Source organism: Serratia sp. 1D1416 (genome assembly GCF_003641105.1).
In the GTDB taxonomy this organism is placed as follows: domain Bacteria; phylum Pseudomonadota; class Gammaproteobacteria; order Enterobacterales; family Enterobacteriaceae; genus Serratia; species Serratia ficaria.
This window is the reverse complement of sequence record NZ_CP032738.1, coordinates 1948754-1960711: the sequence shown is the minus strand read 5'-3', so window position 1 is coordinate 1960711 and position 11958 is coordinate 1948754. Positions and strand designations below refer to the sequence as shown.

At 56.8% G+C, this 11958-nt stretch carries 15 protein-coding genes; 7 read left to right on the top strand and 8 right to left on the bottom strand.

What is annotated here, in order from left to right; genetic code table 11:
* Positions 1 to 14: 14 nt before the first annotated feature.
* The 3 genes from D7I37_RS09315 to rplU all read right to left on the bottom strand — a co-directional run bounded on the left by D7I37_RS09315 (position 15) and on the right by rplU (position 1684).
* Positions 15 to 986: a DMT family transporter gene (locus D7I37_RS09315; protein WP_061799932.1), complete on the bottom strand. Its 972-nt coding sequence runs from the start codon at positions 984 to 986 to the stop codon at positions 15 to 17.
* A 111-nt stretch (positions 987 to 1097) separates the two neighbouring features.
* Positions 1098 to 1355, bottom strand: a complete 258-nt coding sequence (gene rpmA / locus D7I37_RS09310) for a 50S ribosomal protein L27 (RefSeq protein ID WP_004933559.1) — start codon at positions 1353 to 1355, stop codon at positions 1098 to 1100.
* Between the two features lie 17 nt (positions 1356 to 1372).
* Complete coding sequence (rplU, locus tag D7I37_RS09305; RefSeq protein WP_004933561.1) at positions 1373 to 1684, bottom strand: 50S ribosomal protein L21; 312 nt, start codon at positions 1682 to 1684, stop codon at positions 1373 to 1375.
* A gap of 270 nt (positions 1685 to 1954) precedes the next feature.
* Here rplU and ispB point away from each other — a divergent pair, with 270 nt between their 5' ends.
* Positions 1955 to 2926 carry an octaprenyl diphosphate synthase gene (ispB, locus tag D7I37_RS09300; protein WP_061799929.1) on the top strand — a complete coding sequence of 324 codons (972 nt, stop codon included), beginning with the start codon at positions 1955 to 1957 and terminating at the stop codon, positions 2924 to 2926.
* Between the two features lie 49 nt (positions 2927 to 2975).
* Here ispB and D7I37_RS09295 read toward each other — a convergent pair whose 3' ends face one another.
* A complete protein-coding gene (locus D7I37_RS09295) occupies positions 2976 to 3326 on the bottom strand; it encodes a DNA-binding protein (protein WP_061799927.1) in 351 nt (116 codons plus the stop codon).
* A 181-nt stretch (positions 3327 to 3507) separates the two neighbouring features.
* Between D7I37_RS09295 and D7I37_RS09290 the strand changes: the two genes are divergently transcribed.
* Positions 3508 to 3774 carry a helix-turn-helix transcriptional regulator gene (locus D7I37_RS09290; protein WP_061799925.1) on the top strand — a complete coding sequence of 89 codons (267 nt, stop codon included), beginning with the start codon at positions 3508 to 3510 and terminating at the stop codon, positions 3772 to 3774.
* Between the two features lie 66 nt (positions 3775 to 3840).
* On the opposite strand, the gene mdh is transcribed toward D7I37_RS09290, so the two are convergent.
* Positions 3841 to 4779: a malate dehydrogenase gene (gene mdh / locus D7I37_RS09285; protein ID WP_061799923.1), complete on the bottom strand. Its 939-nt coding sequence runs from the start codon at positions 4777 to 4779 to the stop codon at positions 3841 to 3843.
* 251 nt (positions 4780 to 5030) lie between these two features.
* Positions 5031 to 5207 (bottom strand): hypothetical protein, encoded by a 177-nt coding sequence (locus tag D7I37_RS27000; RefSeq protein ID WP_157079263.1) that lies wholly within the window; start codon positions 5205 to 5207, stop codon positions 5031 to 5033.
* A gap of 37 nt (positions 5208 to 5244) precedes the next feature.
* Between D7I37_RS27000 and argR the strand changes: the two genes are divergently transcribed.
* The 3 genes from argR (at position 5245) to yhcN (D7I37_RS09270) (ending at position 6771) form a co-directional block, all read left to right on the top strand.
* Complete coding sequence (argR, locus tag D7I37_RS09280; protein ID WP_061799922.1) at positions 5245 to 5715, top strand: transcriptional regulator ArgR; 471 nt, start codon at positions 5245 to 5247, stop codon at positions 5713 to 5715.
* Positions 5716 to 6120: 405 nt separating this feature from the next.
* Complete coding sequence (gene yhcN, locus D7I37_RS09275) at positions 6121 to 6384, top strand: peroxide/acid stress response protein YhcN (protein ID WP_061799951.1); 264 nt, start codon at positions 6121 to 6123, stop codon at positions 6382 to 6384.
* A gap of 123 nt (positions 6385 to 6507) precedes the next feature.
* A complete protein-coding gene (gene yhcN, locus D7I37_RS09270; protein WP_061799921.1) occupies positions 6508 to 6771 on the top strand; it encodes a peroxide/acid stress response protein YhcN in 264 nt (87 codons plus the stop codon).
* Positions 6772 to 6974: 203 nt separating this feature from the next.
* On the opposite strand, the gene mpl is transcribed toward yhcN (D7I37_RS09270), so the two are convergent.
* The gene (gene mpl / locus D7I37_RS09265) at positions 6975 to 8354 is read right to left on the bottom strand and encodes a UDP-N-acetylmuramate:L-alanyl-gamma-D-glutamyl-meso-diaminopimelate ligase (protein WP_129543583.1); all 1380 of its coding nucleotides are present in this window, start codon (positions 8352 to 8354) and stop codon (positions 6975 to 6977) included.
* Positions 8355 to 8524: 170 nt separating this feature from the next.
* Between mpl and fbp the strand changes: the two genes are divergently transcribed.
* A complete protein-coding gene (fbp, locus tag D7I37_RS09260; protein ID WP_061799919.1) occupies positions 8525 to 9529 on the top strand; it encodes a class 1 fructose-bisphosphatase in 1005 nt (334 codons plus the stop codon).
* A 47-nt stretch (positions 9530 to 9576) separates the two neighbouring features.
* Here the strand turns inward: fbp and D7I37_RS09255 are convergent, their stop codons facing one another.
* Positions 9577 to 11130: a methyl-accepting chemotaxis protein gene (locus D7I37_RS09255; protein WP_061799917.1), complete on the bottom strand. Its 1554-nt coding sequence runs from the start codon at positions 11128 to 11130 to the stop codon at positions 9577 to 9579.
* 256 nt (positions 11131 to 11386) lie between these two features.
* Here D7I37_RS09255 and ppa point away from each other — a divergent pair, with 256 nt between their 5' ends.
* Complete coding sequence (gene ppa, locus D7I37_RS09250; protein WP_061799915.1) at positions 11387 to 11917, top strand: inorganic diphosphatase; 531 nt, start codon at positions 11387 to 11389, stop codon at positions 11915 to 11917.
* The last annotated feature ends 41 nt before the right edge of the window (positions 11918 to 11958 follow it).

Below are 11958 nucleotides of genomic sequence, written 5' to 3'. Positions count from 1 at the left end.
ACCGTCTCCGTAAATCATTCACCGGGCTGCTTCAAAGGAGCAACCAGGCTGGTTTCTGCCCGTCGCGGCCACCACCGGTGACCAATTGCGGAAAACATGGCGCCCGCCACCACCACAAAAGCGCCGACATAACCGACGACGTTCAAGGTCGGCGCAGCGAATGCCTGTGGCCAGGCCAGCGCCAATAAATCTGAAAACAGCAGGGTAAACAGCGGTGTCAGCGTCACTAACGCACTCACCTGCGCCGCCTGCCAGCGCGCCATCGCCTCCGCCAGCGCGCCATAGCCAATCAGCGTGTTGGCGCCGCAGAACAGCAGGCAAGCCAACTGCCAACCGCTGAGCTGGAAAATCACCTCGGGCCGGGCCAGAGGGAATAACGCGATTGCACATAAAGTGTACAACATTACCAGGATCTGCGGCGAGGCCAATCGACGCAGCAACACCTTCTGCGCCACGCCGTAGCTGACCCAGACCGCCGCCGCGCACACGCCAAGCAGCACCCCGAGGGTGTAATCCGTCAGGCGGGTGAAGATCTCGATCAGGCTGACGTTGAAAAACAGCATCAGCCCGCAGATCAGCATCAGCGCGCCAATCACCTGCGTGATGCGCATCCGTTCTTTTAAAATCAGCACGCTGGCGAACATCATGCCGACCGGCGACAGCTGGCCAATCACCTGCGACGCCGTCGGGCTGAGATACTGCAGCGACGAGCTGAAGAACACAAAGTTGCCCAACAGACCCGCGGTGGCTATCGCCAGCAGCAGCAGCCAGCGCGGCTGGCGGAACATCTTCAGCGGCGGCAGCCTGCCGCGCACCGCCAGGATCAGCCCCAGGCCGATAGCGGCGATGGTAAAGCGATACCAGACGATGGTAAACGGCTCCATCACCGCCAGCACTTCTTTCATCGCTATCGGCAATGCGCCCCAGCAAACCGCCGTGGTTAACGCCAGCGAAATGCCTACACCGACCTGCTGTTTCGTGTCCATATTACCTTTGCCAGCGCTGACATGCCTGCGGTCTGAAGTATGACGGGTATAAATGTAAAAAGCCCCGCAACGAATTGCGGGGCTTACATCTATTTCGTAAGGCTCGAAAAATTATTCAGCTTCGATGCTGATGAATTTACGATTGCTCGGGCCTTTAACTTCGAATTTGACTTTACCGTCTTTCAAAGCAAACAGAGTGTGGTCTTTGCCGCAACCCACGTTGGTACCAGCGTGGAATTTGGTGCCGCGCTGACGAACGATGATGCTGCCTGCCAGTACTGCTTCGCCGCCAAAGCGTTTTACGCCCAGACGTTTAGCTTCTGAATCGCGACCGTTACGAGTCGAGCCGCCAGCCTTTTTGTGTGCCATTAATCCGCTCTCCTAACTTAAGCGCTGATGCCGGTGATTTTAACGTCAGTGAACCACTGACGGTGGCCCTGCTGCTTACGGTGGTGCTTACGACGACGAAACTTAACAATCTTAATTTTCTCGCCACGACCGTGAGCAACGACTTCAGCTTTGATCTTACCGCCATCGACGAAAGGAACGCCGATTTTGATATCTTCGCCATTAGCGATCATCAGAATCTGGTCAAACTCAACCGCTTCACCAGTTGCGATGTCCAGCTTTTCCAAGCGAACGGTCTGACCTTCGCTTACTCGGTGTTGTTTACCACCACTTTGGAAAACCGCGTACATATAAAACTCCGCTTTCCGCGTGCTCAACTGTGTTAGTACAGAGCGCGCTATAAATATTCACAATAGGGCGCGAATTCTACGCAAAAAACCGACGCATGACAAGAGCAGAATAAGACCAGAAGCAGAAAAAAGAAGAAAAAAACCACAGTTTCTTTCGTGGCGTTTATCTGAACCGTTTTTCAAGTACAATCAGGGGGACAGTTACCGCCATGTACCGATGTGAGCAGCGATCTCAACGCGGTGAAGAGAAACACAGCTGAAAAAAATACAATGAACCTAGAGCAAATTACCGAGTTAACCGCGCAAGATATGGCGGCCGTGAACGCAACAATTCTCGAACAGCTGAACTCCGATGTCACACTCATCAATCAGCTTGGCTATTACATTATCAGCGGTGGCGGTAAACGCATCCGACCGATGATCGCCGTGCTGGCTGCACGGGCGTTGGGCTATGAAGGCCACAAGCACGTGACCGTTGCGGCGCTGATCGAATTCATTCATACCGCCACGCTGCTGCATGACGACGTGGTGGATGAATCCGATATGCGCCGCGGCAAAGCCACCGCCAATGCCGCGTTCGGCAACGCCGCCAGCGTGCTGGTCGGCGACTTTATCTATACCCGAGCTTTCCAGATGATGACCAGCCTGGAATCGCTGCGCGTGCTGGCGCTGATGTCCGAGGCGGTCAACGTGATTGCCGAAGGCGAAGTGCTGCAGTTGATGAACGTGCACGATCCCGACATCACCGAAGAAAGCTATATGAGGGTGATCTACAGCAAAACCGCGCGCCTGTTCGAAGCCGCTGCGCAATCTTCGGCGATTTTGTCCGGCGCCAGCGAGGCGCAGGAAAAAGCGCTGCAGGATTACGGCCGTTACCTCGGCACCGCCTTCCAATTGATCGACGATCTGCTCGATTACAGCGCGGACGGCAGCACCCTGGGCAAGAACACCGGTGACGATCTGAATGAAGGGAAGCCCACCCTGCCGCTGCTGCACGCCATGCACAATGGCGACGAAGCGCAAAGAACGATGATCCGCGCAGCGATTGAACAAGGCAACGGCCGCCACCTGCTGGAGCCGGTGCTGCAGGCCATGCAGCAATGCGGTTCTTTGGCGTACACCCGTCAGCGCGCCGAGGAAGAAGCCGACAAGGCGATCGCCGCGCTGCAGGCGCTGCCGGCGTCCGCGCACCGCACCGCGCTGGAGGGCCTGGCCCATCTGGCGGTGCAGCGCGATTTTTAAGAAACTTGAATTTCCGCTTATCCCCTACAGGCCCGCGCTGCGGGCCTGATTACTTCTCTTCGGTGATGCGCGCCAACAGGCCGCCGATCCCTTCCCGCATCAAAAACGACAGCATTTTCTCGCGCTCGCTTTCCGTCAGGTGATAGTAATACTCAATCCACACCGTCAAAGGATCCTGTCTTTCCACTTCGTACACCGCCGCATCTTCTTTCAGCAACAGCAGATTTCGGGCGCCGTGCGGCAAGCTGTTGATATGATACTCCAACGCTTTTCCCTGCACGCCTTTGCGCCTGCGACTGATCCATCCTTCGCGCCGGGCCATCAGATTTATTCCCTGTGGTGAGGAAGGTAATCCTGCGATGCCTGTAAGCTCCTTGGCGGCAAACCACTCATTTTTCATAGCCATTATCTCTGGGCAATAGTGGGCAAAGTCATTTTTTAGAAATCATTGAGATATTTTTTAGGAAATTTAGTGGTATCCTGATTTCCGTATAAGCGTTTCATGTTGTTCAAACGATTAATCTTGACCTGTTAGTTATACCACTAACAGAACTTTCGCTAATCAAAAAAGGAATGTAAACATGAATACAAGGGATCAGGATTGGCATCCGGCGGATATCATCGCGGCACTGCGCAAGAAGGGAACGACGCTGGCGGCGGTATCGCGCCGCGCCGGGCTGAGTTCGTCAACGCTGGCCAATGCGCTGTCGCGCCCCTGGCCGAAAGGCGAGTGGCTGATCGCCGAAGAGCTCGCCATTCATCCTTCGGAGATCTGGCCGAGCCGTTATTATGATCCGCACAGCGATCGCCTGCTGGATCGCAAGGCGCGCATCAAGCCGAAGGCATGAATAAAAAGCAAAAAAAACCGCCGGAACCAGGTCCGGCGGCTTCTGCATGCACAGGCTGTGCGGCAATCAGTTGTTGATAAACTTCTCGCCCAGCTCGATATCTTTGTGCAGCACGTCCAGCATCTCATTCAGCGCTTTCTGCTCGAAGGCGCTCAGGGTGCCGATGTCTTTGCGTTCTTCAACGCCGTTTTTGCCCAGCACCAGCGGCTGTGCGAAGAAGCGCGCGTATTTGCCGTCGCCTTCAACGTAGGCGCATTCAACCACGCCTTGCTCACCCTGCAGCGCACGCACCAAAGACAGGCCGAAACGCGCAGCCGCCTGGCCCATGGACAGGGTCGCGGACCCGCCGCCGGCTTTGGCTTCAACCACTTCGGTGCCCGCATTCTGGATGCGCTTGGTCAGATCGGCCACTTCCTGTTCGGTGAAGCTCACGCCCGGGATCTGCGACAGCAGAGGCAGGATGGTCACGCCAGAGTGGCCGCCGATGACCGGCACGTTCAGCGCTTCCGGCTGCTTGCCTTTCAGCTCAGCCACGAAGGTGTTGGAGCGGATGATATCCAGCGAGGTCACGCCGAACAGTTTGTTTTTATCGTAAACGCCGGCTTTTTTCAGCACTTCCGCCGCGATGGCGACGGTGGTGTTGACCGGGTTGGTGATGATGCCGATGCAGGCTTTCGGGCAGGTTTTCGCCACTTGCTCGATCAGGTTACGCACGATGCCGGCGTTAACGTTGAACAGGTCGGAACGGTCCATGCCCGGCTTGCGCGCGACGCCGGCGGAAATCAGCACCACGTCGGCGCCGTGCAGAGCAGGAGTAGCGTCTTCGCCACTGAAGCCTTTGATTTTAACTGCGGTTGGGATGTGGCTTAAGTCGACGGCAACGCCAGGGGTAACAGGGGCAATGTCGTAGAGAGAGAGTTCAGAACCTGAAGGAAGCTGGGTTTTGAGTAGAAGGGCGAGGGCCTGGCCGATACCGCCAGCAGCACCGAGAACTGCAACTTTCATCCTATACTCCTTTATTATCTTAAATATATAAAGCGCCGTGAATGTGTTGGTTACGGACCTTAAATTATTACACCTTTGAAAACAATCTCTTAACGATGTGTTTGCGAGCTGGGGCAATAAACCGGCCGATGCCGCGCCCATTTTAGATTAAATCGCTTACGCATGAAGGGCATAGCGCACACTAATCAAAAATAATGCGAGGTTATTCACGAGCAAGTTAACCGGCGGTTACATTACACCCTTACGCAACATCAGAACAACATCATTTTAATAACATTTTCTTTACCGCTGGGGGCCATGATTTCAGTCGCTGAAAGGGCATATTCATGAGGGGCGGATTTTGTTAAAATGCCGTCCTTTCCTCGCCGCCCGGGCACGATTATTTTATTTGGGCAGGCTTTATTGCATAAAAATTCAATTATATGCATAATCATCACTTCTATTGTCAACATTCCACGGTGCAAAATGCGTAATCCCGCAAAGCAGGAAGATCTGATCAAGGCGTTTAAAGCGTTATTGAAAGAAGAAAAATTCAGTTCTCAAGGCGAGATCGTTTTGGCGCTGCAAGAAGAAGGCTTCGAAAACATTAACCAGTCCAAAGTATCGCGCATGCTGACCAAGTTCGGCGCGGTGCGTACGCGCAATGCCAAAATGGAAATGGTGTATTGCCTTCCGGCCGAACTCGGCGTGCCGACCACCACCAGCCCGCTGAAGAACCTGGTGCTGGACGTCGACCACAACGACGCGGTGGTGGTGATCCACACCAGCCCGGGCGCGGCGCAGCTGATTGCCCGCCTGCTGGATTCGCTGGGTAAATCCGAAGGCATTCTCGGCACCATTGCCGGTGACGACACCATTTTCGTCACCCCCTCCAGCACCTTTACCGCTCAGAAGTTACATGAAGCGATCCTGGGTGTGTTCGAACAAGAACTGTGAGGCGCGGCGCTAACAAAATGCGGCCAAGGGTCGCGTTTCGTTAGCGCTTATTTAACCCTTCCTTTACCTTTCCACGCTGCCCTACCACGTTTAATACTGCCTTTTCGCCCATCTGCAACACATTTCAATGACATTTCCATGTCGCCAGCGTTAGCGACTGCGATCTTCCGCACTTTTGGTCAAAAGCACTTACCCTATTGAAATTACATAAATTTAACATCGAAAGATCGTTTTATAAGCGTTTTTTATTCCATCCGGTTATTAAAAATAAGGATCGCCAGATTAAAGTTTCACTAGAAACTGTTAGCCAACTATTAATTTTTCGAGTTACTAGATGTATACTCATTTCCGTGACGTAAATCACAGTTCATTGGAACTGATAAAAGAATACGATGAGGTGAGATGATGAATACTAAAACTACCGTTGCAGCCATGAGCCTTCTATCAATGCTTTCTTTCGGCGCATTTGCAGCACAATCTGTTGATGCCTCCCAGGCGGAAAAACTGCAGCCGGCCGGCGTGATTACCGTGAGCGGCGTCGCCGCCGCACCTTCGGACATTCGCCAGGCGCTGTCTGATAAAGCCGACGCCAAAGGGGCCACGGCGTACCGCGTGATCGAAGCGCGCAACGAAGGCAGCTTCCACGCGACCGCTGAAATTTACAAATAAGTACCGGGCGTTACCCGTAAACGGGCAATAAATCTCTGGAATTTCGCACCACCGATAACGGTCTTCAAGAATAAAAACCGCTACCAAGCCCTTCCAGGCTGTTATCGCCAAAGGACCCATACCATGAACATGAAAACCACCATCGCCGCGCTCAGCCTGCTGTCAGCCGTGTCTTTCGGCGCTTCGGCCGCCCAACTGGTCACTAACGATCAGGTCGGCAATCTGCAATCCGTCGGCACCATCACCGTCAGCGGCATCGACGGCGCGCCTTCCGACATTCGCCAGGCGCTGTCGGATAAAGCGGACCAACAGGGCGCCACAGCCTACCGCGTGATCGAAGCGCGCAATGAAGGCAGCTACCACGCTACCGCCGAGATCTACAAATAACAACGCTGGGGAGCGCGTTTGCAGAGCTGATTACCCTCGTCACTGCCACTGCCGAGTTCTGACGCAAACGCCGACTCTCCGGCGCCCCTATCGTCGTCCTATCCGACGAAACCCCGTTGCCCTCGCTCGCGAGGGCTTTTTTATGGGCGCAAAAAAGGGCCGCCGGCGGCCCTTATGCTGAAATGACGCGATCCCGCTGACGATCAGTAGGTGACTTTCGGCTCCTGCTTCTTCGCCAGCGCTTCCAGCAGGCGATCGTGAATGCCGCCGAAGCCGCCGTTGCTCATCACCAGAATGTGGTCGCCCGGCTGCGCGGTTTTCACGATCATCTCCACCAGCGCATCGAGATCGGCGCTCCAGTGCGCCGGCTGTACGCAGGCTTCGGCCACTTCCGCCACCTGCCAGGGAATATGGTGCGGCTGGAACAGGAACACTTCGTCGGCGCGGCCGAGCGAAGGCGCCAAATCATTTTTGCTGATGCCCATTTTCATGGTGTTGGAGCGCGGCTCCAGCACCGCCAAAATGCGCGCCGTGCCGCCCACCTTGCCGCGCAGCGCGGCCAGGGTAGCCAGGATCGCCGTCGGGTGGTGGGCGAAATCGTCGTACACCGTGACGCCGTTGGCTTCGCCGCGCAGTTCCAGGCGGCGGCGGGCGTTGATGAAGTCGCCCAGCGCGCGGCAGGCGTCGGCCGGATGCACGCCCACGTGGCGGGTGGCGGCGATGGCCATCAGCCCGTTATGCATGTTGTGCTCGCCCACCAGCGCCCAATTCACCTCGCCGACCTGCTCGCCGTTGAGGAACACCGCATAGCGGCTGGCGTCCGGCGTCAGCTTTTGCGCGCGCCATGCGCCCTCTTCGCCGACCTGTTCCTGCTCGCTCCAGCACCCCATCGCCATCACCTGCTTCAGGTGATTGTCGTTATCCGGCAAGATGATTTTGCCTTTGCCCGGCACCAGACGCACCAGGTGGTGGAACTGTTTCTGGATCGCCTTCAGATCGTCAAAGATATCGGCATGATCGAACTCCAGGTTGTTCATGATCAGCGTACGCGGGCTGTAGTGGACAAACTTGGAACGCTTGTCGAAGAACGCGCAGTCATATTCATCGGCTTCGATCACGAAGAACGGGCTGCCGCCGAGGCGGGCGGACACGTCGAAGTTGCCCGGCACGCCGCCGATGACGAAGCCTGGCTGGTAACCGCAGGCTTCCAGGATCCAGGTGGCCATGCCGGCGGTGGTGGTTTTGCCGTGGGTGCCGGCAACCGCCAGCACCCAGCGATCGCGCAACACGTAGTCGTGCAGCCACTGCGGGCCGGAAACGTAAGGAATGCCCCGCTCCAGCACCGCTTCCACGCACGGGTTGCCGCGCGTCATGGCGTTGCCGATGATCACCAGATCCGGCGCCGGATCCAGCTGGGCCGGATCATAGCCCTGAATAAGATCGATCCCCTGGTTCTCCAACAGCGTGCTCATCGGCGGGTAGACATTGGCGTCCGAACCGGTGACTTCATGCCCCAGTGAACGAGCCAGCACCGCCAGCCCGCCCATAAAGGTGCCGCAGATCCCAAGAATATGTATGCGCATTAGGTTTCTCATCTGAGTGCTTCGATTTAGAGCTTATTCTAACGCTCAGAATCGTCCAGAAGAAATGGATTTGCCTATGAATAGCGCGTGGCTTTGGGCTACACTGCTCGCGAAAACGTTGGCGGTTTGTTAACAGACCGCTATCCATCCGTAGATTCAGGGATTGTGTCATGAAAACGTTAGGCGAATTTATCGTCGAGAAACAGCACGACTTCTCTCACGCCACCGGCGAGCTGACAGCGTTACTTTCTGCAATTAAACTGGGCGCCAAAATCATCCACCGCGATATCAACAAGGCCGGTCTGGTTGATATTCTGGGGACCAGCGGCGTTTCCAACGTACAGGGCGAAGTTCAGATGAAACTGGACCTGTACGCTAACGAAAAGCTGAAAGCGGCGTTGAAAGCGCGCGGTGAAGTTGCGGGCATCGCTTCTGAAGAAGAAGATGAAATCGTGATATTCGACGGCGAACGTGCAGAAAATGCCAAGTATGTGGTGCTGATGGATCCGTTGGACGGCTCGTCCAACATTGATGTCAACGTCTCGGTCGGTACGATTTTCTCGATCTATCGTCGCATCACCCCGGTCGGCACTCCGGTGACCGAAGAAGACTTCCTGCAGCCGGGCAGCGCTCAGGTGGCGGCGGGCTACGTGGTTTACGGTTCATCCACCATGCTGGTGTACACCACCGGTTATGGCGTGCATGCCTTTACTTACGACCCTTCTCTGGGCGTGTTCTGCCTCTCCCACGAGAAAGTTCGCTTCCCTGAAACCGGCAACATGTATTCCATCAACGAAGGCAACTACATCAAGTTCCCTCGCGGCGTGAAGAAATACATCAAATATTGCCAGGAGCAGGATGAGGCGACCCAGCGCCCTTATACTTCGCGCTACATCGGTTCTTTGGTTGCCGACTTCCACCGCAACCTGCTGAAGGGCGGCATCTACATCTACCCAAGCACCGCCAGCCACCCGCAAGGCAAGCTGCGCCTGCTGTATGAGTGCAACCCGATGGCCTTCCTGGCCGAGCAGGCCGGCGGCAAAGCCAGCGACGGTAAAAACCGCATTCTGGACATCACCCCGGTGAAACTGCACCAGCGCGCGCCATTCTTCGTCGGCACCCGTTCGATGGTCGAAGACGCCGAGCGCTTTATCGCCGAGAACCCGGACGAGTAAAGCCGCTGTACGGGAGGGCGGCCCACCGCCCTCCCGTCTTCTTTCGCTTAGAGTTTGAACGCCGCCATGCTCTGCGCCAGCAGCTGGGCCTGATCCTCCAGCGAACGCGTCGCCGCCGCCGACTCTTCCACCAGCGCCGCATTCTGTTGCGCCACCCGATCCATCTGCGCCACCGCCAGATTCACCTGTTCGATGCCGCTGCTTTGCTCGCGGGTCGCCGCCGAAATCTCGCGCATCAGCGCCGTCACCCGGCCCACTTCACCGGTAATGCCGCTCATGGTTTTCGCCGCCGATTCCGCCATCTGCTCGCCTTCCTGCACCCGGTTCTGCGAAGCCTCGATCAGCCCCTTGATTTCTTTGGCCGACTGGGCGCTGCGCTGCGCCAGATTGCGCACCTCTCCGGCCACCACCGCGAAGCCGCGCCCCTGTTCGCCGGCGCGCGCCGCCTCTACCGCCGCATTCAGCGCCAGAATGTTGGTCTGGAAGGCGATGCCGTCCATCACGCTGATGATATCGGCAATGCGCCTGGAGCTGTCGGTGATCGCCTGCATTTTGCTCATCACCTGGCTCACCACGTCGCTGCCCCGATTGGCGATGTCGGACACGCTCAGCGCCAGCTGATTGGCCTGCTCGCAGTTCTCGGCGTTCATCTTCACCGTCGAGGTCAGCTGCTCCATGCTGGCGGCGGTCTCTTCCAGCGACGCGGCCGACTCTTCGGTGCGCTGAGCCAGATGCAGGTTGCCGGCGGCCAGCTCGCGCGAGCCGGTATCGATTTGGCTGCTGGCGTCGCGCACCTTGCTGACCGAACCGGCCAGCGCCTGCTGCATGCGCTGCATCGCCCGCACCAGGCGGCCCATTTCGGTATCCCCTTCGCCGCTGATGTGATGGGTCAGGTCGCCGCCGGCGATATGTTCCAGCTGGGCGATGGAATCATCCAGCGGCCGCAGGATAATGATCCGCAGCGCAAACCAGGCCAGCACCGCCAGCAGCACGCTGAGCAGGCCGGCCACCACGATCAGGCTAATCTTGGCGCTGGCGTTGCTTTTCGCCTCATCCACCCGCTGCTCGCCGATTTTCATGGCGAAGCTGCGGAAATCGCCGAGGTCCTTTTCAAAGGCGATGCTCAGCGCGGAGATTTTGGTTTCCTGGATCCGGTAGTAATCGTCGACCTTGCCGGCCTTGATGGCGTCCGCCATCGGCGCCACGCCCTGTTCCAGATAGGCCCGATAGCTGTTTTGCAGGCGGCCGGACAGCACGCGCCCGCGTTCGGTCACGGTGCCGACGCCCACGAAGCGCGCCATTTCGCGCTTCGACTGCTCAAGATAGCCGTAGATGCGGCTGACGGTCGCGTCGGACACCTCAATCTGGCCGATTTCCCGCTGGCGCACCGCCAGCGAGGCGGCGGTCCTGGCGCGCAGCGTCAGGTTGGAACTGTTGGCCAGCGATCCCAGCTCTTCGCCGAGGATCTGGTTCAGAGTATGTAGCGAGCGCGATCCTTCGTTAATCGCGTTTACGCCGATAACGCTGACCATAATCAACAGCATGGTCATCAGGCTCAGCAAGGCGATAAGCCCGGCCTTCACCGTAATCTTTTTTAGCATGAGTTCTTCCCGGCTTCAGAATAGTGAGATCAACGTAGGGGAGGCAAAACGCGGAGCCAGCCTTTGCCGGCTCATTATTATTTGCGGAAGTTATCGGCATCCCCGGGGAAAACTTCACGCCGACGGTGGATTAATCTGGAAATTATCGCCATGGCCCCCGGCCGGGCTCCGGGTGATGAAAAGGGCAGGAAATCGCAAAAGAGTCCGCTATAATAGCCGCCACTCCATTTCTGGTTTGAAGATTAAGGAAACCGACATGAGCTTGAACCTGGTCCCCGCTGGCAAAGACCTGCCGGAAGACATCTACGTAGTTATCGAAATCCCGGCCAACGCCGATCCGATCAAATATGAAATCGACAAGGACACCGGCGCGCTGTTCGTTGACCGCTTCATGTCCACCGCGATGTTCTACCCGTGCAACTACGGCTACATCAACCACACCCTGTCTCTGGACGGTGATCCGGTTGACGTGCTGGTGCCGACCCCTTACCCGCTGCAGCCAGGTTCCGTGATCCGCTGCCGCCCGGTTGGCGTACTGAAGATGACCGACGAAGCCGGTGAAGATGCGAAGCTGGTTGCCGTTCCGCACAGCAAGCTGACCAAAGAATACGATCACATCAAAGATGTGAACGACCTGCCGGAGCTGCTGAAAGCGCAGATCGCCCACTTCTTCGAGCACTATAAAGATCTGGAAAAAGGCAAATGGGTGAAAGTGGAAGGCTGGGCAGACGCTGCCGCGGCTAAAGCGGAAATCATCGCCTCTTTCGAACGCGCCGCCAAGAAGTAATTCCTGCCGCCGTCCGATGAAAAAACACCGCTCGGTGAGCG